Below are 22,996 nucleotides of genomic sequence, written 5' to 3' on the forward strand. Positions count from 1 at the left end.
TCGTCACTCCCCCGCCACTCTGAAGGCGTACCTGGTCTTGCTGATCGAGTACTTGTCCGTCTGCGTGGCGGCGCCGGTCTCCGTGTCGACGGTGAACTCCCGTACCACCGCCGTCGAGCCTTCGTCACCTGTCTGCACGAGCACCGTGAGCCGCCCGTCCGCGCTCCACTGGGCGAGGTACGGCGTCTGCGCCGGCTTCAGCGCCAGATCCACGCCCGCGGAGAGGTCCCCGGTCTCCAGGTCGTAGATCCGCAGCCGAGGGGCCTTCTTGGCTTCCTCGTCCCCGGAGATGATCACCGCGACGGTCTTGCCGTCCGCGGCCAGCGCGGTCATGGCGGAGTTCGCCACGACCTGCGACGGCGTGCGCCTGACCGAGGTGCCGTCGGCCCGGTACGCGATCAGCGTGAGGGTGTTGTCGCGATTGAAGCGCTGGGCCAACACCTCGCCCCCGTCAGCGCTGAAGCCGTTCATCGAGTCCTTGGCGGGCAGCTCGACGATCTTGCCGGTGGCGATCGTGACCACCTTGGACGGGACGCGCTCCTTCTCATCGGTGGAGTCGACCAGCAGCTTGTCCCCCTGGGGCGACAGGTACAGGCTGAGCGGGCTCGTCCCGTACCGCTTGGGCACCAGGGACGCGGCCAGCACCTTGACCGGTCCGCCCGCCGCCTGCCGTACGACGATGCGGTGGTCGCCGGCCCGCTCGTAGGCGATCACGCGGCCGTCGCCGCTGATGGCGAACAGGCCGGCGTCGTCGAGCTTCCTGCCCTTGCCGTCGATCTCGGTGGCGGCGGCGTCCTTGACGGTGAGCTTCCCGCTGTCACGCGTGATCAGCCGCCAGTGGCCGCAGGGGTAGGTGGTCTCGTTCTTCTTGTGGGTGCAGGTCTTGATCCAGGCCGCCCGGACCTGGGAAGGGCCTGCTTGGGCGTGCGCGGCGGGGGGAGTGATCCCCAGCCCGCCGATGACCGCCGACGCGAGGAGCGCGGCGGCCGCTGAGGTGTGCCTCATGGTGGTGTTCCCTTCACTCGTCCGGTTAGATACCGGCGGAGTGAAACGGGTTGATCACAGGTGAGACACATTCATGTGCCCGCCCGGACAGGTGGTCAGCGCAGCGGGCGGCGGCCCGCGAAGCCCAGTTCCGTGCGGTGATACCAGGTCAGCTCGGTCTCGCCCTCGATCCAGCACAGGCGTACGGACACCCCGTCGAGCACGGCGGGAAAGTCGATGAGGACCGGCGCGATCCCCTTCACCTCGATGCCCTGCCCGGTCCAGGTGCTGAGGATCTCCTCGATGCGCGCCTCGATCGCCTTCATCTCGGGGATGCCGCCCAGCGCGGACCCGCCGGCGCTCTCGCGGTCGAAGGCGATCTCGGCCAGGTCGGCGCGGGCGGCGATCAGCACGCCGGCGTCGTCGATGATCGACGGCATGAGCGAGCGCGCCTCGTCGAGGGTGAACGTCCTGGCCATGTGCGAACGCTATCGGGTGGGCTCGTAGGCGCGCATCATCGTCACCGGTTCGGCTCGTAGGCGCGCACGAGCAGTTGCTCGGCGTCGTCGAGGTAGGCGTCGAGGAAGGCGGCGGCCTCGTCCGGCCGGTCGGCTTCGAGGAGCTCGAGGAGCTTGCGGTTGCGGGTGACGAACGGCTCGTGGAAGGCGCGCGGGTTCTTCATGACGTGGAAGACGAGCCGCAGCTCGGCCAGGAGCTGGCGCATGGCCTCGTCGAGCCGGGGGCTCTGGTTGAGCGTCACCAGCGCCTGGTGGAAGCGGATGTTGGCGGTGCCCACGCCGCGCCAGTCGTCGTCGGCGGCGGCCCGCTCGGCGTCGGCCACGGCCTCCCTGATCACGGCCAGCTCCTGGCCGCTCGGGCGGCGCCGGACGGCCGCGCCCTCGATCACCCGGCGTACGCGGTAGAGGTCCGCGACGTCCTCGGCCGACAGGATCCGCACGAACACGCCCCTGTTGAGCCGGTGGTCCAGCAGCCCTTCGTGGCCGAGCAGCCGGAACGCCTCGCGCAGCGTGTTGCGCGACACGCCGAGCGCGTCCGCGATGGCCTCCTCGGACAGGCGCTGACCTGGCTCGAAGAAGCCCTCGGTGACACGGTCGCGCAGGATGTCGGCCACCCGCTCGGCCGTGCTGCTGCGGCCCAGCCTGGACCGGTCATGTTCGAGATCCGAAAGGGGGCTGTCCACCGCGTCATCCACAGTCAACAGGGAATCATCCAACAAACCTATTGTCGAATTGTTCAACGATCCTTATGTTGATAAGAACTCCCTGATCGAAGGAGCGATGATGACAGGCTCCACGCGGCAGACCCGGCGGGTGATCCTCGCCAGCCTGATCGGCACCTCTTTGGAGTGGTACGACTTCTTCCTCTACACGACCGCGGCGACGCTGGTCTTCGGCAAGCTGTTCTTTCCCACCTTCGACCCGCTCAACGCGACCCTGCTGGCCCTGACGACCAACGCCGTCGCGTTCGTGGCCAGGCCGCTCGGCGGGATCGTGTTCGGCCACTTCGGCGACCGCGCGGGCCGCAAGACCGTGCTGGTCGTGACGCTGCTGGTGATGGGCGTCTCGACGTTCCTCATCGGCGTGCTGCCCGGCTACGACAGCGTCGGCGCGCTCGCGCCGGTCCTGCTGGCCACACTCAGGTTCGTACAGGGGCTGGGCCTGGGCGGCGAGTGGGGCGGTGCGGTCATCATGTCGCTGGAGCACGGCGACGACCGCCGTCGCGGCTTCAACGCCAGCTGGCCGCAGGTGGGCGTGCCCGCCGGATACGTGCTGGCCACCGGAACGCTGGCGATCCTGTCGTTCACGCTCTCGGACGCGGCGTTCCTGTCATGGGGCTGGCGGGTGCCGTTCCTGCTGTCGGGCGTGCTGGTGCTCGTCGGGCTCTGGGTCCGGCTGAAGGTCACGGAGTCGCCGCTGTTCACGGAGCTGGCCCGGCAGGGCGCCAAGGCGAAGATGCCACTGCTGGAGGTCCTGCGTACGCACCCGCGCGCGCTGCTGTCGGCCTTCACCGCGCGCATCGGCGTGGACGTGGCCTTCTACACCTTCACCGCCTACATCCTGGTCTACCTCACTGGCCCGCTGAAGCTGGAGCGCTCGGTGGGGCTGAACGCGGTGCTGATCGGGTCGGCGCTGCAACTGGCGCTGATCCCACTGTTCGGCGCGCTGTCGGACCGGGTCGGCAGGCGGCCCGTCTACTTCGCGGGCGTCATCGGCGCCGCGGTCTGGGTGTTCGTCTTCTTCCCGCTGCTCGACACCAAGTCGTTCCCGCTGATCGCCCTGGCCGCGATCGTCGCGCTCATCACCCACGCGGCGATGTACGGCCCGCAGGCCGCCTTCATCGCCGAGCTGTTCAGCACCAGGCTCCGTTACAGCGGCGCGTCCATGGGGTACCAGGTCGCCGGGATCGTCGGGGGCGCGCTGGCGCCGATCATCGCGCTGAAGCTGTTCGCCGCGTACGGAACCACGACGGCGGTCTCCCTCTACGTGGTGGCCGCGCTGGCCGTCACGGCCGTCGGCCTGGCCATCGCGCCGGAGACCCGCGACCTGGACATCACCGCCGACCCCGCCGCCGACCCCGGCGACATCCCGCAACGAGCCTGAGCCCACCGCCTCCGGCGACGTAGCGCAACGAGCCTGAGCGCGCCGATTCCAGCGCCGTCCCACGACGGGGCCCGAGCGTCCCGCCCTCGGCCGGACACCGTCCACGTGATCGGCCGTACCTCCGCAAGTCTGCCGCGAAAATGCGCGGGCGGTGGCTGCCACCGCCGCCCGCGCGGGAGGTCTCCGTGCGCATCACCCTGTCGGTCATCCTGGTCCTCGCCGCGCTGCTCGCCATCCCCACCGTCATCGGGGCGATCGGCGGTCTGGAGAGCACCGAAGGCGGCGAGATCGCCGTGGTCCGCGACGGCGGCTGGTTCGACGACAACCAGGTACGCCAGGTCATCGACCCGGGCTCCGGCCTGACCTGGACGGGCATGTGGTCCTCCGTCCACCCCTATCCCGCGCAACAGCGCTTCTACACGATCACCGCCGACGCCAAGCGCGCGACCACGCTCGGCGTGGACGTGGTGACGGTGCCGAGCAGCGACGGCGTGAACCTGGGCATCGAGGGCACCCTGTACTTCACGCTCAACCTCGACCACGACACGCTGAAGAGATTCGACGACAAGTACGGCACGCGCACGTACCGCGCCCAGAACGACGAGTCGCTGGCCGCGTGGGACGGCGACGACGGCTGGTCGGCGTTCTTCGGCCAGGCCGTCCGCCCTGTGGTGGACAATGCGCTGCGCGGGCAACTGGGCAACATGCGCTGCGCCGAACTCGTCCCCTCGTGCTCTCTGCTGGCGAACACCGCGCTCAAGGACCAGGGCGGCGACATCAAGACCCAGGGCAGCAACACGAACATCACCAGGGTCCAGAACGCCGTCAACGCCACCCTGGCCCGGGACCTGCCCGAGGCGCTGGGCGGCGAGTTCTTCACCGGCCTGCGGTTCACCCTGGCCAAGGTGACGCTGCCGGCCGAGGTGCAGCAGGCCGTGGACAGATCGCTGGCCGCCAACGCCGCCGTCTCCGAGGCCCAGGCCCGGGTGGCCCAGGCCAAGGCCGAGTCGGCCGCGAACCAGGCCCGGCAGGAGGGCTACGACAAATGCCCGGCCTGCGCCGAGATCGACAAGCTCAAGTCGCTCCCCCAGGGCATCACCGTCTACGCCCCGGGGAACCCGCAGTCCATCGTGGTCCCGGCCCGCTGAGTGACTCCGGCCTGCTGAGTGACTCCGGCCCACTGAGTGACCCCGACCCGCTGAGTGTTCTCGGCCGGTTGAGTGTTCTCGGCCGGTTGGGAACCGTTCAGGCACTCATGTGCGATAGCTGAGGTGTGAAACGGTTCCACCTCAGCAGGCGCGAGCCCCCGGACGTCGGCTCCGACAGCACGGACGCCGAGTTGATCGCCGCTATCGCCGCGGAGAGCGTCACGGCGCTGCGCCTGCTCCACCGCCGGCACGCCCCCTGGCTCAGAACCCGGCTGGCCCGGCGCTGCGCCGACCCTGACGCGGTGGACGACGCCCTGCAGGACACCTTCCTCGCGGTGTGGAAGTCGGCGGCCCGCTTCGACGGGGGCAACACGGCGGGCTGGCTGTGGACGATCGCGGTGCGCCGCCTCGTCTCGGCCCTGCGCGGCCGCGGCTCCCACCGGTTCGGCCCGCACCGGTTCGGCAGCGGGCCGGTCGAAGGGCGGGCCCTCGATGAGCGACCCCTCACCGAACGGGCCGTCGAAGAGCACGCCATCGCGTCGGCCGAGGACGTCGCGCTCCTCGGTGTCGAGCACGGGGACCTCGGCGCCGCCCTCAACCGCCTCTCGCCGGAGCTGCGCGCGGTCATCCAGGCGACCGTGCTCGACGGGCTGACCGTCAAGGAGGCGTCCCGGCTGCTCGGCGTCCCGGAAGGAACCATCAAGACCCGGGCGATGCGGGCTCGGGCTCGGCTCAGGGAGGAACTCGCATGAGCTGGCACATCAGCGACGATCTCATGGACGCCTACCTGTCAGGCGGGCTCGATCCCGCCCGGGCGATGTCCGTGGACGCGCACCTCGGCGGCTGCCCGGACTGCCGGGCGGCGGTGCCGTACGAAGAAGACTGGCTGCGGGACTCGTGGCAGCGGCTGGAGGCCGAGGTGCTCAGCCCGCGCCCGTCGCCGATGGAGCGGCTGCTGGGGTTGTGCGGTGTGCCCCAGCACGTGGCCAGGCTGCTGACCGCCACGCCGACGATGAACGGGGCGTGGGTCGCCGCGGTGGTCGCGGCGCTGACGTTCGCGGTGCTCGCGGCCAGAGAGTCGGCCACGTTCCTGCCGCTGTTCCTGGCCGTCGCGCCGATACTGCCGCTGGCCGGGATCGCCCTCGCCTACGGGCCGCGGGTGGATCCGGTGCACGAGTCGCTGGCCGCGACCCCGCTGTCGGGAGCGCGCCTGCTGCTGATCAGGGCCACCGGCACGCTGGCCGTGGCCGTGGTGCTGGCCGCGGCGGCGTCGCCGCTGCTGCCCGCCCCCGCGTGGCTGAGCGCCGCGTGGCTGCTGCCGTCGCTTGCTATGACGTCCTGCTGCCTCCTGCTGTCGTCGTGGCTGCCGGTGCCGCTGTCCGCGCTCACGACGGGCGGCCTCTGGCTCCTGGGGGTGGCCGCCGCCGGCGGCGCCACCGGTGACCTGCTCGCCGCCTTCGGGCTCGCCGCGCAGATCGGGTACGGCTGCGCGGCCCTGCTGATGTCCCTACGCCTCTACTCCAAGGTGACCGCCTGATGCTCCACATCCGTGACCTGACCAAGAAGTACGGCCACAAGCAGGTGCTCGACGGGCTGACCCTGTCCGTCGGGCCCGGCGTGACCGGGCTGCTCGGGCCGAACGGCGCGGGCAAGACCACGCTGCTGCGCTGCCTGGCCACCACGCTGTCCTATGACGGCGGCCACGTCGACGCGTTCGGCCTGGACCCCGCGCAGTCGACCCAGCGCACCGCGCTGCGGCGCAGGCTCGGCTACCTGCCGCAGGACCCGGGCCACTACCCGCACTTCACCGCGTTCGACCTGGTCGACTACGTGGCGATACTCAAGGAGCTGACCGACAGGCGGCACCGCCACAGCGAGGTGCGGCGGGTGCTGGCCGAGGTGGACCTCACCGACCAGGCCAGGACGAAGGTCCGCAAACTGTCCGGCGGCATGCGCCAGCGGCTGGCCCTGGCCCAGGCTTTGCTGGGCGAGCCGGAGCTGCTGATCCTGGACGAGCCGACCGTGGGCCTGGACCCGGAGCAGCGGATGCTGTTCAGGGCGCTCGTCTCCCGGCTCGGCGAGAGTCGTACGGTGCTCCTTTCCACCCACCAGACGGAGGACGTCGCGGCGCTCTGCGAGCGCGTGGTCACCATGGCCCGCGGCCGCGTCGTCTTCGACGGAACCCCGGGCGGGCTGGCCGCCACCGCGGCCGGGCAGGTGTGGTTGTCGGACCGGCCGCCGACGGAGTCGCGGCTGTTCTGGCGCACCGCCGACGGCCGCTACCGCACCCTCGGCGACCGCCCGCCCGGGGCCGAACCCACCGATCCAGGTGTGGAGGACGGCTATCTGCTGCTGATCGGGGAGGCCGCGTGACCGGCCGGTCGTCCACCGACGACAGCCTCGCCATGACCGAGCGACTGTCCGCCGAGGGGAGCGGCAGTATGACCGGTCAGCTGTTCCGGGTCGAGCTGCGCCGGATGGCCAGGCATCCACTGGTGTGGGGCATGGCCGCGCTGGTCCTGGCCGTACAGCTGCGCCTGAGCCGGGACCAGCAGCCGGACCTCACCGTCGATCCGGTCCACGCCACCGGGATCGCCGCCTGCCTGGCCGGGGCGCTGCTCGTGGTGGCGAGCCTGGCCGTGTCCCGCGACGGGCGGCACCGGATGCCGGAGCTTCTCGCGGGTCTGCCGGGGCGGGCCGAGGTGCGTACCAGGGCGGTGCTGTTCGCGGCCGTCGTGGTCGCCGTGGTGGGACAGGCGCTGGTCGTCGGCGGCTATCTGCTGGTACGGGCGCTGAGCGGGCCCGCCGGCGGGCGGCTGGACATGTTCGAGCCGCTGACCGCGCTCGGCGTCGGCGCGCTGGCCGCCACCCTCGGCGTGGCCGTGGGCCGATGGGTCAGCTGGCTGATCGCGGGGCCGGTGGTCGTGGCCGGGCTGGGGTTGCTCATCTTCTTCAACACCAACCCCGGCACCTGGTGGCTGCCGGTGATGCAGACGCACTGGATGGACTGGCCCGACCGGCCGACCGGCCCCCACCTGGTCTACGTCCTGGCCCTGGCCGTGCTGGCGGGCCTGGCCGCGCTGCTGCGGCACGGGCGCCGGCCGGTAACGCTCGTCGCGGCCGTGGTCGCGCTGGCCGTCGCGGTGCCCGCGGGGGCCACCGCGGCGGCGGTACGGCCCGTGGCCCTCTTCCCGACCGGAAGAACGCTGACCATTGACGACGTCGACACGCGCGTGCGGGAGAAGTACTTCGGCCGGGACGCCTACCGGTGCGAGCGGCGTGAGGGAGTCCGCTACTGCGCCTTGTCGGACTACGCGTCGTGGATCCCGCTGTGGGCCGGAGTGGTCGCGCCCATCGTCCGCGCCGTGCCACCGGACGCGCGCGTTCGTGTTCCCTTGGTGAAGCAGTACACCTCGAACTGGTGGTACACGAATGAAGATCGGGTCGCCATCGCGCCCATGGCGTGGGGCGCGTCTGACCAGCGCAAGCTGCTGGCGCAGAGCGTCGCGCTCGACATCATCGACGACTTCGACAACGCGTGCGACGCGCGTGGACAGGCCCGCATGGTCGTCGCCCTCTGGCTGATGGGGCAAGCCTCGGCGATCGCTCTCCCTCAGGAAACCCTGAACATGGACGGGCGCACAGCCCTACGCTCCCTCATCGACTACGGGGACAGCGAGATCGGATACGCCAAGCTCCTGCTCCAGTCCCCCGGCGCCCGGGAACGCGTCTGGACCAACTGGGACACGCTCATGCGCCCCGCCACCACCGTCGAGCAGGCGCTTCCGCTGCTCGGACTCCCCCAGCGCTACCCGATCAGCAAGCCGAAAGGGACCCCATGTCGATGATCGCGCAAAGAACCGCGCCCGCTCCTCCACCCGCGCTTGGGACCGCGCCGACAAGCCCGCCGACGACCTCGCCGGCAACCGTGCCGAAGACGGCGCGGCTCGTTGTGCCGCTCCTGCTCCTGCGGCCGCTCGTCCGGGCCATCGACTGGGCCCCGCTGGCGGTGGTCACGCTCTTCACCGCGGCGCTGGTCACGCTCGCGGACTTCGGGCAGCCGCTCACCAGCGCCATGGGGCTCATCCTGCTGCGGATCGCCGGTACGCTCCTGGGCTCCGCCGCCGCCTTCGCGCTGGTCGACGCCATGTCCGGTGGCCCGGAGCCGGTGCGGCACCGGCTGCGGCAAGCTCAGCGGTGCCTGCTCGCCGGCGGCCCCGCCGTCGCCGTGTGGCTGGGCGCCTTCGCCTACGTACTGTCGAGGCTGCCCGAGGAGACCCTGTTCCCCGTCGGGGACATGCTGATCGAAGTGGGTGTCTGCCTGGGGATCGGGCTGGCGGCCGCGGCGACCGCCGTCCGGTACGCCGCCGGACGGCAGGCCGCCATGGCCGCCGTGGTCGTGCAGCTCGTTCTGGTGCTGGGCACGATCCTGCTGCCGCCGGAGGTCAGGCTGTGGCCGCCGACGTGCGGGTTCGGGCATTGGGACGAGGCGCACCGGTTCTGGCTGTTCGCGTTGCCGGTGCCGTACCTGTGGCTGGTGGTGTCAGGCCGTGACCTTCGGTGACTCGTCGGCGCGGGGGCGGCGCCAGGAGCCCTTGAAGGCGGCGATCGAGAGCAGGAAGACCACCTGGCCGGCCAGCGCCACCCACAGCCAGGTTCCCCACCCGCCGCCGGCCTTCACCACCGTCGGCGAGATCACCAGCAGGGCCACGATCATGACCCGGACCACCATTCCCCACAGACCCAGTGCCGCGCCCTGGAGCCGGGAGTCGACGTCTTCGGCGTCCTCGGAGAAGTTCGCCATCCAGGGGACATAGGCGACGCCCAGGACCAGGAACAGGATCGCGTAGACCAGAGTGACCGTGCCGACCGTGGCGCCCGTGCCGATGAGGCTGATGAAGTAGGCGAGCGTCGCGACCGTCAGCACGATGCCCACGGCCGTGAACGGCTTGCGCAGCTCCAACCGGTCGGAGATCCGGCCGACCACGATGACGGCCAGCGCGTTGAGCAGGATGCCCAAGGCGACGACGCGGTTGGCCTCAGCGGTCTCCATCCGGAACGAGTCGGCCAGGATCGTCTGACCGAAGATCGCGAAGGTCCAGTAGAGCACCTGCCAGCCGGTGTTGCCGAGCACGTGGGCCCAGAGGTGCGGATGCCGGAACAACTCCTTCACCTTGCCCGGATCGATCTTCTCCTCGGAGACCACCGCCTCTTCCTGCCGCATGATCTGCGCCCGCAGGGCCGCCGACGGCTCGGCGATCTGCCAGATGATGACCCCGCACAGGATCAGCGAGACGACGCCCATGATGACCGCCTGCGACTGCCAGGCGTTGCCGAACATCGGCAGCGTGAAGCCGGCGATGAACGAGGCGAGGAAGGAGGCGCCGACCGGCCCCCAGGTCCAGAACGCGAACGCCTGCGCACGGCCCAGGCGCGGCGAGAAGTCGCGGACGAGCGAGGCGGTGATCGTGATGCCCGCGCCCTCGATGAACAGCATCAGGCAGCGCACCGCGAACAGCTCGCCGACCGAGTCCACGGTGGCCAGGAGGAAATTGCAGGCCGCGGTGACGGTCAGCGTGGGCACCAGGATCGTGACCCGGCCCCACCGGTCGGACAGGATGCCCCCGAACCCGGCCGACAGCCCGCCCACCAGCACCGAGACGGCGGCGATCTGCCCGTAGACCGTCAGGGACATCTTCAGGTCGTCCAGCAGCAACGGCAGGATGGTGGCGATCGTCGTCTCGAAATTGGCCACCAGACTCGCCAGCACGGCTATCGCCAGGAGCCAGACCCGTCGGCGACCGACGGGGTAAACGCTCAACTCGCGGACATAGAACGGCTTCATACCAGTCCTTAGGGGGACGGTGCGTGACTGTCGCTCTAGAACGCGTTTCTAGTTGCTGTTGAGTTTGCCGCTTTATCCAGATAAGTCAAGATTTGCGGCTATCACGATGTGATCTCGGTCACACGGCCAGCGTTGTGATTGAATCGCGGCCATTTCGCAGAACACAGGTCCCTTTATAGGCATAAACTGCGCGCCTGTGAGCCTGCCTGTACGTGAACGTTCCCCCCGGCCGGGCGGCGGTCGACACCGCCGTCCCGTGCCCACGTCCCTGCCGCCGGACGCCCCTGTCCTCGTCCTCGCGGTGCCGGGCAGCACCTCGGGCGTGGCAGCGGAGATCGCGGCCGTGGTACGCGTCGACAACCCTCAGATCGAGGTGCGCCTCACCAGCGTTACCGATCTCGCCGATTCGCTCCCCTCGGGGCGCGAGTCGATCGTGGTGCCGCTGCTGACCTGGGACGATCCGATCGTCCTGGCCGAGATCGGCAAGGCCGTCGCGGCGTCCGGGTCGAACGCGGTCGTGACGGAGGCCCTCGGCCCGCACCCGCTGCTGGCCGAGGCGCTGCACATCAGGCTGGCCGAGCGCGGCCTGGCCAGGGCCGACCGGGTCCGGCTGCTGAACGTCTCCAGCCCCGTCGACGCCATCATCCTCGGCACGGTCGGCGGCGAGCGGGCCGTGCACGCCGTCCAGGCGACCGCGGTGCTGCTCGCCTCGCGGCTCACGCTCCCCGTGGTCGCCGCCTCTCTCGACAGCGATCCGGGGGTGCCGGTGGCGGCCGAACGGCTGCGGGCCGCCGGCGCCACGCGCCTGGCCATCGCTCCCTGCCTGATCGGCCACGAGGCGTCGGCGGAGGTGGTCGAGCAGGCCGCCACGGCGGTCCGCGCGGGTCACTCCGAGCCGCTCGGCGCGCACAGCGCGGTGGCCGAGCTCGTCGCGCGGGCTTACGGAAGCCAGCTCGCGACCTGACAACGCTGTCGACCTGACAACGCTGTCCAGGCCGCCACGGACGAACGAACCGCGGCGGCCTGGACGTACAGCGGCAGCGCGGTCCGCTGCCGACACGTGCTGGGGCCGCGCGACCTGAGCCGCCCGGTGCGGTCGCCCCTCAAGCCTCGGGCTTGACCAGTGCCGCCGTGCTCTCGCGGACGATGAGGTCCGTGGCCAGTTCCACCCGCCGGCTCTCCGGGGCCTCCCCGCGCTTCATCGCCAGGACCGTGCGCGTCGCCAGGGCGGCCATCTCCTGCAGCGGCTGGCGGACCGTGGTGAGCGGGGGCCAGGCCGACTTCGACAGGGGCAGATCGTCGAAGCCGACGACGCTCAGGTCTTCGGGTACGCGCAGGCCGCGCTGGCGGGCCGCCTCGAAGACGCCGAAGGCCATGAGGTCGCTGCCCGCGAAGATCGCCGTCGGCGGGTCGGGCAGGGAGAGCAGGGCATGGCCCTGGTCGTGGCCGGAGTCGACCAAGAAAGTCCCTCGGCGGATCAGCGTGGGGTCCACCTCGACGCCCGCGGTCTCCAGCGCCGCCCGGTAGCCGTCGATGCGCGCCTGGCTGCAGAGCATGTCGCCCGGCCCGCTGATCATGGCGACCCTGCGGTGCCCCAGCTCCAGGAGATGACGGGTGGCCGCCAGGCCGCCGTGCCAGTTGGTGGCGCCCACCGAGACCACGCCCGGCGCCGGCTCGCCCTCCGGATCGACCACCACGAACGGCAGTGAACGGGCGCTCAGCTGCGCCTGGACCCCGGTCGAGAGTTTCGAGGCCACGACGACCACGCCGTCCGTCCGCCGCGAGGCCAGCCGGTCCAGCCAGTCTCTGCCGGGACCCGCGTGGGTGTGCAGGACCGACATGACGACGCTCGCCCCCGCGTCGCGGGCCGCGGACTCGGCGCCGCGGACGATCTCCATCGCCCACGGCGACTCGATCTCGGCGAACACCAGGTCCACCAGCCCCGAGGGCGTGTCGTCCTGGCTGGTGCGCCGCTGGTAGCCGTGCTCGTGCAGCAGCCGTTCGACGCGGTGGCGAGTCTCCGGGGCCACTTCGGGGCGGCCGTTGATGACCTTGGACACCGTGGGGATCGAGACCCCGGCCTCCTCGGCTATCAGGGCGATCGTCACCCGCCTCTTCGCTGGCATGAGCCGGAGTCTAACCGAAACTTTCGGCCCAGAGTCGGGATCGCCTCCACGATGGCTATTGACGCATTACAGACAGGTTACTTATGCTCCGGGCAATGAAATTATCGGGGGTTTAACGAAACTTTCAGCAGCGGAGAAGGGAACCCCTATGAGGCGCAGTCTCGTACTGGTCGCCACGGCCTTACTCCTCGCCGGCTGCGGCGGCGGCGGGACCCCGGAGCCCGCGCGGAGCGGCAAGCCGGCCTCGGCCGCGAAGGTGACGCTCGAGTGGTGGCACTTGTCGACCTCCGAGCCGATGAAGACGATCTGGGCGACCAGGGCCAAGGAGTTCCAGGCCGCGCATCCCAACGTCACCATGAAGCTCACCGTCCTGGAGAACGACGCCTACAAGGCCAAGATCACCACGCTCACGCAGTCGGGCAAGGCGCCCGACCTGTTCGCCACGTGGGGCGGCGGCGTCCTGAAGCAGCAGATCGACGCGGGCCTGGTCAAGGACATCACCACCGACGTCACTCCCGTTGTGGACGGCTTCACCAAGGCGTCGCTGGCGGCCTACCAGTTCGACGGCAAGACGTACGCGCTGCCGACCGACATCGGGATGGTCGGCTTCTGGTACAACAAGCAGCTCTTCGCCAAGGCGGGCATCACCGCGCCGCCCGCCACGTGGGCGCAGCTCCTGGAAGCCGTCAAGAAGCTGAAGGCGGCGGGGACCACCCCGATCGCGCTGGCCGGCAAGGAGAAGTGGCCCGGCCACTACTACTGGGCCTACCTGGCCATGCGCATCGGTGGGCTGCCCGCCCTGCAGCAGGCCGGAGTGGACCACGACTTCACCAAGCCCGACTTCGTCGCCGCCGGCCAGCAGCTCAAGGCGCTGGTCGACCTGCAGCCGTTCCAGAAGGGCTTCCTCGGGGCCGGCTACGGCACTCCTGACGGCCAGGCCGCGACCATGTCCAACGGCAAGGCCGCGATGGAGCTGATGGGCCAGTGGGCGCCGAGCGTGCAGGCTTCATCGGGCAAGGGACTCGGCGACAACCTGGGCTTCTTCCCCTTCCCCACGGTCGACGGCGGCAAGGGCGCGATCACCGAGGCGTTCGGCGGCGGCGGTGGCATCGCGGTGGGCGCTGACGCGCCCGCGGAGGCGGTGGAGTTCGTGAAGTTCATGACCGAGAAGGGCAATCACACCAAGGCCGTCGAATCCGGCGGGGTGCTTCCCGTGCTGAAGGGCGAGGAGAGCGCGGTCAAGGACGCCAACCTGAAGGTGGTGGCCCAGTCGCTGGCCTCCGCCACCGGCTTCCAGCTCTTCCTCGACCAGGCGTACCCGCCCGCGGTCGGTCAGGAGGTCAACGACAGCGTGGCGCAGCTCATCGCCGGCACCAAGACGCCCCAGCAGGTCGTCGAGGCCATCACGGAAGTGGCCAAGAGCGAATGACGACGCTGACCCGGGGACCGGAGGCGCCCGCGCTCCCGGCCCCCGCCTCCCCCTCCCGGGGGCGGCGGCGCGGCTGGGTGACGATCGCGCTGTTCGTGCTGCCCGCGCTGGTGCTGTTCCTGCTGCTCGTCGTGGCGCCGATCCTCATCGCCTTCTACGCCAGCGCCTTCAAGTGGAACGGCTTCGGCGGGCTGCCGACGAACTTCATCGGGCTGGACAACTTCACCCGGCTGTTCGGCACGGACGTCTTCCGGGACGACGTCTGGCACCTGGTGGTCCTCGTCGTCCTGACCGTCGTGGTGCAGCTGCCCATCGCGCTCGGCATCGCCATGCTGCTCAACCAGCGCATCCGCGGGCGGACGCTGTACAGGCTGGTGTTCTTCGCGCCGTACGTGCTCTCCGAAGTGATCACCGGCGTGCTGTTCTCACTGATCCTGTCGCCGGACGCGGGAGTGGCCAACCGGATCCTGGGCCTGGTCGGGCTGAACTCCGACTGGCTCGCCGATCCCGACACCGTCATGCTGTCGCTCTTCCTGGTCATGACGTGGAAGTACTTCGGCTTCCACATGATGATCTACCTGGCCGGGCGGCAGAACATCCCCGACGAGCTGATCGAGGCCGCCCAGATCGACGGCGGCACGCCGTGGCGGGTGTTCTGGCACGTCACGCTGCCGTTGCTGGGGCCGACGATCAGGATCAGCGTGTTCCTGTCGGTCATCTACACGATCCAGCTGTTCGACCTGGTCTGGATCCTCACCCAGGGCGGGCCCTCGCACTCCTCGGAGACGATGGCCGTCACGATGCTTGAGTTCGGGTTCAAGCGGTCCCAGGTCGGCTACGCCAGCGCGATCAGCGTGGTGATGTTCGCCCTCAGCCTCGTCTTCGCCCTGGCCTACCAGCGCTTCGTGATGCGCCGCGATCTCGAGGGCGCGACCACCAGGATGGGAGACCGCCGATGAGACGGCAGACGCTGCCCCTGCACGTGATCGCGTGGATCGTCGGCGCGTTCATCCTCATCCCGGTGATCTACGCGCTGCTCGGCGGCTTCAAGAGCACCGCCCAGCTGTCGGTCAACCCGTTCGGCCTGCCCGACCCGTGGGTCCCGGCGAACTACACCGACGTGCTCACCCAGGGCTCGTTCTGGCGGCAGCTGTGGAACAGCACGTTCATCGCGCTGGCCTCGACTGTGCTCGTCGTCGCGCTGTCGGCGCTGGCCGCCTTCGTCTTCGCCAGGTTCGCCTTCCGCGGCAGGGAGGTGCTGTTCACGCTGTTCACGATGGGGCTGATGTTCCCGTTCGCGGTGGCCATCCTGCCGATCTTCGTGCTGCTGCGTACGTTCGGCCTGCTAGACAGCCCGCTCGGCGTGATCCTGACGCAGGCCGCCTTCGGGCTGCCGCTGACGATTCTCATCCTGCGCGGCTTCTTCAGGAGCATCCCCGGCGAGATCGAGGAGGCGGCCACCATCGACGGCTGCTCGGCCTTCGGCTTCTTCTGGCGCATCCTGCTGCCGATGGCCCGGCCCGCGCTGGCCACCGTCTCCGTCCTGGCGATCGTCGGGAGCTGGAACAACTTCATGCTGCCGCTGGTCGTCTTCAGCGACGAGTCCGGATGGACACTGCCGCTGGGCATCCAGCAGTTCCAGGGCCAGTACAGCACCGACACCGCCCGGATCCTCGCCTACCTCGTCCTGGCCATGGTGCCCGCGCTCGGGTTCTACGCCATCGCCGAACGCCACCTGATCGGTGGTCTTACCGCTGGTGCCACGAAAGGGTGAACATGCTGCAGGTGTCCGGAAGCCGGCTCGTCACCGCCGACTCCACTCCGGTACGGCTACGCGGGGTGGGACTCGGGGGCTGGCTGAACATGGAGAACTTCATCACCGGCTACCCCGCCAACGAGACGGCGATGCGCGAGGCCGTACAGGCGGTGCTGGGCGAGGATCGGGCGGAGCTGTTCTTCGAGCGGCTGCTGACCTCCTTCTTCACCGAACAGGACGCGGCGCTGCTGGCCGGGCTGGGGGTGAACTGCGTGCGCATCCCGGTCAACTACCGCCATCTCGAGTCCGACCAGCGGCCCTTCGAGGTCATCGAGCGCGGCTTCCGCCACCTCGACCGGGTGGTCGACCTGCTCGGCTCGTACGGCGTGTACAGCGTCATCGGCCTGCACGCCCTGCCCGGCGCGCAGAACCAGCACTGGCACTCCGACAATCCCACCCATGTCGCCGCATTCTGGAACCATCGCCACTTCCAGGACCGGGCCATCCACCTATGGGAGGCCATCGCCGACCGCTACCGCGAGCATCCGTGGGTGGCCGGGTACAACCCGGTCAACGAGCCCGGCGACCCGAGCGGCAAGGTGATCGGGCCGTTCTACGACCGGCTGGTCAAGGCGCTGCGCGCCGCCGATCCGCGGCACGTGCTGTTCCTCGACGGCAACACCTACGCCACGGACTTCTCGATCTTCCGCGAGGTGTACGGGAACACGGTCTTCGTCTGCCACGACTACGCCCTGGCCGGGTTCGCGCACGGCGGGCCGTACCCCGGCTACACCCGTGGCGAGTGGTGCGACCGGCGCGAGCTGGAGCGGACCTTCCAGAAGCGGTCCCGGTTCCAGAGCGCGACGGGGACGCCCCTGTGGGTGGGTGAGTTCGGGCCCGTCTACACCGGCCAACCCGAGATCGACGAGCAGCGCTACCGGATCCTGCGCGACCAGCTCGACATCTACGACGAGCACGGGGCCGGCTGGTCGCTGTGGACGTACAAGGATGTCGGGCTGCAGGGGCTGGTCCACGCGGCGGGGCCGTACCTCGACAGGTTCGGGGCGTTCATCGGCAAGAAGCGGCGGCTCGGCGCGGACCGGTGGGGCTCCACCATGGAGGAGTCGGCCGACGTCCTGGCGCCGCTGCACACGCTGCTCGACGCCGAGGCGCCCGGCTGGGCTCCCTATCCGTGGGGGGCGCGTTACCAGGCCGACGACCTGATCCGGCACATCCTCATCGCGCAGGCGATGCTGCCCGAGTACGCCGAGCTGTTCAGGGGGTTGTCCGACGACGAGGTGGTGGAGCTGGCCGACTCCTTCGCGCTGGAGCAGTGCGTACGACGGCAGCCGCTGCTCGACCTGCTGGCCGCGAACCTGGGCAAGTAACTGCCGGGGCGGTCTTCGGGCGCGATGCTCCGGCGCCGCTGCTGTCTTCTTCTGGCGACACGGCTGTGGCGTCACGCGGGATTGTCGGTGGCGCACCCTACGATGAGGCTCCTCACGGAGGGATACCCACATGCTGGACTCGCTGATCGTGCCCCTGTTCGTCACCACGGACCTGCCGCCGCAGGCGGACCTGGCCGAGTTCGGGGAGCTGCTGGCAGAGACGGCACGGACGCTGGACCATGACGACGTGAGCTACGCCGCGTTCCTGGCGGGCAAGGTGTTCTGGCTCGACCGCCCGGTGCTGCCCCGGCAGCGGCCCGCGGCCGAGGGCGAGCCCAGGTTCGCGGCGCTGCTCGGCTACCTGGCCGTCTCCGGCACCGGGCACACCTCGCGTGACGTGGTGGCCGACGCGCGCCGGGCGATCGACGCCGCCGTCACCTCCCGCTACGGCGACGTGGGGGCGGCGCCCGCCGTGTTCGCGATCCGCGACCGCGACGTGCGGGAGCGCACCCCCGAGACGGCCGTCTACGTCGGCACCCGCGACGCCGCCGCCGACCTGGTCACGGTCACCCGCCCCTACCTCTGACCCCCTCCGACGGCATCAGAGGTAGGGGCTCTGGAGCGTCAGCGCGGGGTCAGTTCGACGAACGACACGCCCGGCATCGGCAGGTTGAAGTCCACCGTCACCGCACCGCCCTCCGCCGTGACCACGGCCGCCGGGGTCAGCTCGTCCAGGGTGTTGTCCGAGCGCAGCTTGTCCCACTGGTGCTCTTGGGGCCAGTCGCCATCGCCCATCGCCCGCCAGACCGCCCCGATGTTGGAGTGCCACTCGTCGATGCGGTGGTGGGTGAGCGTGTAGTCCCCGTCGAGACCCGCGACCGTCAAGGAGACCGCGCGCGACAGCTCCGGAGCCCCGTCGGCCTGCGCCTGGTTGAACGTGCCGTTCCAGGCCAGCACCCCGACGCGCCCGTCCGCGTGCCGCGCCGCCCAGACCTCGACCCCACCGGCGTCACCTTCGATCACGGTCGCCAGCTCGGCGTCGCCCAGGCGGGTGGCCAGCGTGAGCGCGTGGAAGCGGGGTTTGCGCAGGTTGCCGACCGTCAGCAGGCCGAAACCGCCGTGGAAGAGCCGTGGCGGCCGCCCCAGCTCCTCGAAGTGGTCCGAGGCCACCCAGTGCGACACGGCGGCCAGCCGGCCGGCCGCCGACTTCATGCCGTGCAGCAGGAACGTGGCCCCGAACGGCCCGTCCCCGATGCCGTGGAAGTGGGTCGGGGTGGGGCCCCACTCGGTCCACCAGATGGGGGTGTCCGGCATGCCGTACCTGGCCAGGGTGGGGCGCCAGTCGAGCGGGGCGTTGCCGTAGGTGTGGGTGGAGATGAAGTCTAGCTCCGCGCCCGATTCGGCGACGTGCGCGAGCAGCTCCTCCACCCAGCCGTTGGCCGCCGAGGCGGGCCCGCCGACCCGCAGCGACGGGTGCACGTTCTTCACAGCGGCGGCGCTGACGTCGTAGAGCAGGAAGTACTCCTCGGGCGTGCCCGTCCAGAAGACGGCGAGGTTGGCCTCGTTCCACACCTCGAAGGCCCAGTTCTCGATGAGTTCCTGGATCCCGTACCTGTCGACCAGGTGCTCGACTAATGCTCTGACCAGGTCGCTCCAGGCCTCGAAGTCCTTGGGCGGGGAGACGATCGCCTCGTAGCCGAACACCGTCTTGGACGGGTCGGCGGCCAGGTCGCGCGGCATGTAGCCGAGCTCGACGATCGGCCGCAGGCCGAGCGCCATGATCGTGTCGTAGACCTCGTCGACCTTGCCGAAGTCGTAGACCGCCTGGCCGTCGACCTCCTTGTAGACCCCGAGGTCGTCGCCGAAGATGGCGTGGGCGCGGACCGTCTCGACCCCGAACTCCTCGCGCACGACGCGCAGCGCCTCGGTGAGCTCCGCGCCGATGGGCCGGCCGCCTGTCTCGTCCTTGCTCAGCAGGTACGACAGGTGCTCGGAGCCGATCATGTACCGCCACGGCCGGGGCAGGTCACGGGCCACGGCGGCGGCGTCGACCCGCACGCTGACCGCCGCCGGACCGCCCGCCAGCGGAGCCGCCGGGACCGCCGCCGAGACGGGCCCGACGGTCTCCATGGAGGCGACGGCCGCGACCGTGTACGACGCCGCGCCGTGTCCCGTGTCGACATAGCGGCAGGCGGGCACGGCGGCCACGTCCACGTCGGGCTGCGACACCGCGACGCCGTCCCTGTGCACCAGGTAGCCGATCGCCTCCGGCACGGGTTCCCACGTCAGCGTCACATGGCCCACGCCGGGGACGGCCCGCAGCCCGGCCGGCGCCGGAAGGCTCAGCTCGGCGGCCGGAACCGCCTGCCCCGACGCCTGGTGGATGCGTTCTCGCCAGTCACGGTGCGCGGCATCAGCCGTACTCATCTGGGATTCCCCGATCTGTTGGAGGGTTCAGTTGGTGGGAGGGACCCCCTGAACGGCCCACTCCTCGATTTCCATCACCGGCCGGAGTTTCGCCTCGACGCCCGCGCCACCGAAGTAACGGTGCAGGTCGCCGCCGGTGAGCACGTTGCCCAGGGCGGCCATGACCATGCCCTGGTCGAGCGCGAGGTACCACTTCGACACGGCGCCCGAGCGGACCGCGACGGAGTCGTAGAAACCGCCGGGCCCGTAGGCGTCGAAGTTCTTGCGGATCTTGGCCAGGTTATCCATCGCCTGGGCCCGTGCGTACGGCAGAGCCAGGAAACTGGCGTGCGGGGTCACGACTCCCTCGCCGTAGGCGGTGGGTTCCGGCTGGGCCGGGCGGCAGCCCTCGTACCCGGGATCGGTGCTGGTGCGCTCCTCGTCGGAGGTGTAGCCGGGGGTGTCCATGCCGAGCGGGTCCACGCCGTACTCGCGGTAGCCGCCGCGCGGGTCGTTGGACGGCGAGAAGCCCCAGTAGCCGTACTTCGCCTCGTTCAGGCCGTGCTCGATCTGCGCCTTGACGAACACCGGGTGGTTGCGGCCCCAGCTCCGGGGTGCCCACTTCGCCTCGGGCACGACCAGGTCCGGCATCAGCGCCTCGAACATCGAACCGCCCCAGTTCGGGACGAACCTCATGCCGCGGTAGCCGTATGTGCCCTCCCAGACGTTGACGCCCAGGTACGTCTTCCACGCGCCGACCGGCTTCTGGTCCTGCCAGCCGAAGTCGCAGCCGTTGTCGGGGAAGGTCCGGTAGGGGCCGAAGTAGCTCTGGGGCGGGATCTGGCCGAGCGCGATGCCCACGTACTGGCCGATGCGGGTCTCGGCGGGCGCGCCATAGTGGTGGCAGGTGGACCAGACCTTGGTGCCGGTGCCCGCGTAGTCGCTCTCGACCGAGCAGCCCTCCGGCTTCTGCGGCCAGAAGCCGCCGCGCAGCAGCCCGGTGCCCGCGTCGGGGCGGGCGGCCGGGTCGTAGTACGACGCGAAGTTCATGGACGTGACCAGCTTCGAGGCCCGTGCGGAGTAGCGGGGCACGGCGTTGCGGACCATCATCAGGGCCGTGGCCAGCCAGCCGTTGTCCACGCTGGAGGCGAACAGCGACACGGGGTCGCCGTTGTCGGGCCAGGTGTGGACGAGCTGGAGGGTCGCCGGGTCGTACCAGTTGTAGTACTGGCCGGTCGGGGTGTCGCGGTCCATCCGCTCCAGCGCGTCGAGCACCTTGCCGACGCGGGCCGTGGCCTCGCCGGAGGCGATGACGCGCAGGTCGCGGGCGACGAGCGTGCTCCACAGATAGGTGCCGATGTTGGTGGGCGAGGTGACCTTGGCCCTGGTCTTCAGGTCGCCGGTGACCTTGTCGGACGGGATGCCGGTGGCGGGGTCGACCATGGCGGCCATCGACCGCCACGTGTCCTTTGCGTACTGAAATAACGTGCTATTTCCCGATGAAGCGCTGGCCGGGCTGGGCACAGCGGCGGCGGCCAGCACCAGCAGGCCGGCGATCACGGCGGTCTTGCGCATGGGGGTGCTCCTCAACTCGAGCTACTTGAGTCCGGACGTGGCGATGCCCTGGATGAAGAAGCGCTGCAGGAAGACGAACAGGACGAGGATCGGCGCGACCACGATCATCGCCCCGGCGATGAGCAGGTTGTAGTGGCTGCCCTCGTGGCTGTTGAGGATGTTCAGGGCCACGGGCAGCGTGTAGACGTCCTCCGACTGCGCCACCACGGCCGGCCAGAGGAAGTTGTTCCATGATCCGAGAAAGGTGATCAGGCCCAGCGTGGCCATCGCGGGCTTGCAGAGCGGCAGCACGATCCTGAAGAAGATCCGGAACTCCCCCGCCCCGTCCACCCGCGCCGCGTGGATGAGCTCGTCGGGCAGTTCCGCGATGAACTGCCGCATCATGAACACACCCAGCGGCGTGATCAGCCCCGGCAGGATGATGCCGAGGAAGGTGTTGACCATGCCGAGCCTCGCGATCAGCACGAACTGCGGGATCATCAGCACGATCGCCGGCACCGCCATCTGCACCAGCACCAGCCCGAAGACGGCGTCCCTGCCACGGAAGCGCATCTTGGCGAACCCGTAGCCGACCATCGAGGAGAAGAGCAGGTTGCCGGCCACGATGACCAGCGCGACGAACACGCTGTTCGCGAACGCCTGCCCGATGTGCACCCGTTGCAGTAGTTCGGAGTAGTTGTCCAGCGTGAACGTCTCGGGCCAGAACGTCGGCGGGTCGCGCCGGATCTCCGGCTCCGGCTTGAGCGAGCTGAGCCCCGCCCACAAGAACGGCCCGACGACCAGCAGCAGCCCGACACTCAGGCCGAGGTAGGTGATCAGGTTCTGCCTGCGGGTCCGCCTCACCGCGCCCTCCCGATCCTGAGCTGAAGTACGGCCAGCGCGATGATCACCGTGAACAGCACGGTCGCGGCGGCCCCCGCGTAGCCGTAGTTGCCCACGCCGAACTGCTTGAAGATGGCCAGCGAGGCCGACAGCGTGGAGTTCAGCGGCCCGCCGCCGGTCATGATCAGCGGTTCCTCCAGGAACTGCAGGAACCCGGTCGAGCTGTAGACGGTGCAGAACAGGATCACCGGCCGCAGCTGCGGCAGCGTGACCGACCTGAACCGCTTCCACGGCCCGGCCCCGTCCACCTCCGCCGCCTCGTACAGCTCCCGGGGGATCCCCTGCAGCGCCGCGAGGAGGACCACCATGTCGAACCCGAAGCTCCGCCAGGCCGTCATCACGATGATCGACGGCAGCGCGGTGGCCTGATCCTGCAGCCAGGCGGCCCCCGGGAGGCCGACCAGCCCCAGCAGCCGGTTGACCAGTCCCGCCTCCGGCTCCAGCAGGAACTTCCACGCGACCGCGACGCCGATGATGCTGGTGATGTGCGGCAGGTAGTAGCCGAGCCGGAAGAAGGCGGCGGGCAGCCGGGCGATGCCGGAGTTCAGCGCCACGGCGGCGGCCAGGCCGAGCCCGATGGTCAGCGGCAGCCCGGTGACCACGAAGATCGCGGTGTTCAGCGCCGCCTTGCGCATCGCCTCGTCGCCGGCCAGCCTGATGTAGTTCTCGACGCCGACCGGGTCGACGGCCAGCGGGTCGGTGACGTCCGTACTGCGCATGTCGGTGAAGCTCATGCCCAGCCCGGCCAGCAGCGGCCCGAGGTAGAACACCACGAACATGAGCACGAACGGCAGCACGAACACCCAGCCGAGCCCGCCCCTGCGAAGCAGCGTCAT

At 70.1% G+C, this 22,996-nt stretch carries 22 protein-coding genes; 13 read left to right on the top strand and 9 right to left on the bottom strand.

Going from position 1 to position 22,996, the window contains the following annotated elements; translation table 11 throughout:
* Window positions 1-3 precede the first annotated feature (3 nt).
* The 3 genes from AB0B64_RS35000 to AB0B64_RS35010 form a co-directional block, all read right to left on the bottom strand.
* Window positions 4-1,005 (bottom strand): hypothetical protein, encoded by a 1,002-nt coding sequence (locus AB0B64_RS35000; RefSeq protein WP_358182726.1) that lies wholly within the window; start codon window positions 1,003-1,005, stop codon window positions 4-6.
* A 95-nt stretch (window positions 1,006-1,100) separates the two neighbouring features.
* Window positions 1,101-1,463, bottom strand: a complete 363-nt coding sequence (locus AB0B64_RS35005) for a DUF2203 domain-containing protein (protein ID WP_358182729.1) — start codon at window positions 1,461-1,463, stop codon at window positions 1,101-1,103.
* 41 nt (window positions 1,464-1,504) lie between these two features.
* Entirely contained in the window at window positions 1,505-2,197 is a 693-nt protein-coding gene (locus tag AB0B64_RS35010) for a GntR family transcriptional regulator (protein WP_357951614.1), read from the bottom strand.
* Between the two features lie 85 nt (window positions 2,198-2,282).
* On the opposite strand from AB0B64_RS35010, the gene AB0B64_RS35015 reads away from it, so the two are divergent.
* From AB0B64_RS35015 to AB0B64_RS35045, 7 genes are all read left to right on the top strand, one after another.
* The gene (locus AB0B64_RS35015) at window positions 2,283-3,605 is read left to right on the top strand and encodes an MFS transporter (protein WP_358182732.1); all 1,323 of its coding nucleotides are present in this window, start codon (window positions 2,283-2,285) and stop codon (window positions 3,603-3,605) included.
* A gap of 185 nt (window positions 3,606-3,790) precedes the next feature.
* A complete protein-coding gene (locus AB0B64_RS35020; protein WP_358182735.1) occupies window positions 3,791-4,753 on the top strand; it encodes an SPFH domain-containing protein in 963 nt (320 codons plus the stop codon).
* A gap of 125 nt (window positions 4,754-4,878) precedes the next feature.
* Window positions 4,879-5,505, top strand: coding sequence for an RNA polymerase sigma factor (locus tag AB0B64_RS35025; RefSeq protein ID WP_357951529.1), 627 nt, complete (start codon window positions 4,879-4,881; stop codon window positions 5,503-5,505).
* Window positions 5,502-6,290, top strand: a complete 789-nt coding sequence (locus AB0B64_RS35030) for a zf-HC2 domain-containing protein (protein WP_357951528.1) — start codon at window positions 5,502-5,504, stop codon at window positions 6,288-6,290. The genes AB0B64_RS35025 and AB0B64_RS35030 overlap by 4 nt, the downstream gene beginning before the upstream one ends.
* Entirely contained in the window at window positions 6,290-7,126 is an 837-nt protein-coding gene (locus AB0B64_RS35035) for an ATP-binding cassette domain-containing protein (protein WP_357951526.1), read from the top strand. The genes AB0B64_RS35030 and AB0B64_RS35035 overlap by 1 nt, the downstream gene beginning before the upstream one ends.
* Window positions 7,123-8,601 (top strand): hypothetical protein, encoded by a 1,479-nt coding sequence (locus AB0B64_RS35040; RefSeq protein WP_358182740.1) that lies wholly within the window; start codon window positions 7,123-7,125, stop codon window positions 8,599-8,601. The genes AB0B64_RS35035 and AB0B64_RS35040 overlap by 4 nt, the downstream gene beginning before the upstream one ends.
* Window positions 8,602-8,681: 80 nt before the next feature.
* Window positions 8,682-9,317, top strand: coding sequence for a hypothetical protein (locus AB0B64_RS35045; RefSeq protein WP_358182743.1), 636 nt, complete (start codon window positions 8,682-8,684; stop codon window positions 9,315-9,317).
* On the opposite strand, the gene AB0B64_RS35050 is transcribed toward AB0B64_RS35045, so the two are convergent.
* The gene (locus tag AB0B64_RS35050; RefSeq protein WP_357951521.1) at window positions 9,297-10,598 is read right to left on the bottom strand and encodes an MFS transporter; all 1,302 of its coding nucleotides are present in this window, start codon (window positions 10,596-10,598) and stop codon (window positions 9,297-9,299) included. The genes AB0B64_RS35045 and AB0B64_RS35050 overlap by 21 nt on opposite strands.
* Before the next feature lie 256 nt (window positions 10,599-10,854).
* Between AB0B64_RS35050 and AB0B64_RS35055 the strand changes: the two genes are divergently transcribed.
* Entirely contained in the window at window positions 10,855-11,562 is a 708-nt protein-coding gene (locus AB0B64_RS35055) for a hypothetical protein (RefSeq protein WP_357951519.1), read from the top strand.
* A gap of 139 nt (window positions 11,563-11,701) precedes the next feature.
* Here the strand turns inward: AB0B64_RS35055 and AB0B64_RS35060 are convergent, their stop codons facing one another.
* Window positions 11,702-12,724 (bottom strand): LacI family DNA-binding transcriptional regulator, encoded by a 1,023-nt coding sequence (locus AB0B64_RS35060; RefSeq protein WP_358182746.1) that lies wholly within the window; start codon window positions 12,722-12,724, stop codon window positions 11,702-11,704.
* 148 nt (window positions 12,725-12,872) lie between these two features.
* Between AB0B64_RS35060 and AB0B64_RS35065 the strand changes: the two genes are divergently transcribed.
* The 5 genes from AB0B64_RS35065 to AB0B64_RS35085 all read left to right on the top strand — a co-directional run bounded on the left by AB0B64_RS35065 (window position 12,873) and on the right by AB0B64_RS35085 (window position 17,883).
* Window positions 12,873-14,153, top strand: coding sequence for an extracellular solute-binding protein (locus tag AB0B64_RS35065; RefSeq protein ID WP_358182749.1), 1,281 nt, complete (start codon window positions 12,873-12,875; stop codon window positions 14,151-14,153).
* On the top strand, window positions 14,150-15,112 hold the full coding sequence (locus AB0B64_RS35070; protein ID WP_358182752.1) for a sugar ABC transporter permease: 963 nt from the start codon (window positions 14,150-14,152) through the stop codon (window positions 15,110-15,112). Before AB0B64_RS35065 ends, AB0B64_RS35070 begins: the two co-directional genes overlap by 4 nt.
* The gene (locus AB0B64_RS35075) at window positions 15,109-15,927 is read left to right on the top strand and encodes a carbohydrate ABC transporter permease (RefSeq protein WP_357951513.1); all 819 of its coding nucleotides are present in this window, start codon (window positions 15,109-15,111) and stop codon (window positions 15,925-15,927) included. Before AB0B64_RS35070 ends, AB0B64_RS35075 begins: the two co-directional genes overlap by 4 nt.
* Window positions 15,928-15,929: 2 nt before the next feature.
* Complete coding sequence (locus tag AB0B64_RS35080) at window positions 15,930-17,297, top strand: cellulase family glycosylhydrolase (protein WP_358182756.1); 1,368 nt, start codon at window positions 15,930-15,932, stop codon at window positions 17,295-17,297.
* A gap of 130 nt (window positions 17,298-17,427) precedes the next feature.
* A complete protein-coding gene (locus AB0B64_RS35085) occupies window positions 17,428-17,883 on the top strand; it encodes a hypothetical protein (protein WP_357951510.1) in 456 nt (151 codons plus the stop codon).
* Window positions 17,884-17,921: 38 nt separating this feature from the next.
* Here the strand turns inward: AB0B64_RS35085 and AB0B64_RS35090 are convergent, their stop codons facing one another.
* The 4 genes from AB0B64_RS35090 to AB0B64_RS35105 are packed head-to-tail and all read right to left on the bottom strand — an operon-like array spanning window position 17,922 to window position 22,996.
* Window positions 17,922-19,724: a hypothetical protein gene (locus AB0B64_RS35090; protein WP_357951508.1), complete on the bottom strand. Its 1,803-nt coding sequence runs from the start codon at window positions 19,722-19,724 to the stop codon at window positions 17,922-17,924.
* Between the two features lie 27 nt (window positions 19,725-19,751).
* Window positions 19,752-21,278: a glucoamylase family protein gene (locus tag AB0B64_RS35095; RefSeq protein WP_357951506.1), complete on the bottom strand. Its 1,527-nt coding sequence runs from the start codon at window positions 21,276-21,278 to the stop codon at window positions 19,752-19,754.
* Between the two features lie 21 nt (window positions 21,279-21,299).
* Window positions 21,300-22,121 (bottom strand): carbohydrate ABC transporter permease, encoded by an 822-nt coding sequence (locus AB0B64_RS35100; protein ID WP_357951504.1) that lies wholly within the window; start codon window positions 22,119-22,121, stop codon window positions 21,300-21,302.
* Complete coding sequence (locus AB0B64_RS35105; protein ID WP_357951502.1) at window positions 22,118-22,996, bottom strand: sugar ABC transporter permease; 879 nt, start codon at window positions 22,994-22,996, stop codon at window positions 22,118-22,120. The genes AB0B64_RS35100 and AB0B64_RS35105 overlap by 4 nt, the downstream gene beginning before the upstream one ends.

Source organism: Nonomuraea sp. NPDC049129 (assembly GCF_040648495.1).
Classification (GTDB): domain Bacteria; phylum Actinomycetota; class Actinomycetes; order Streptosporangiales; family Streptosporangiaceae; genus Nonomuraea.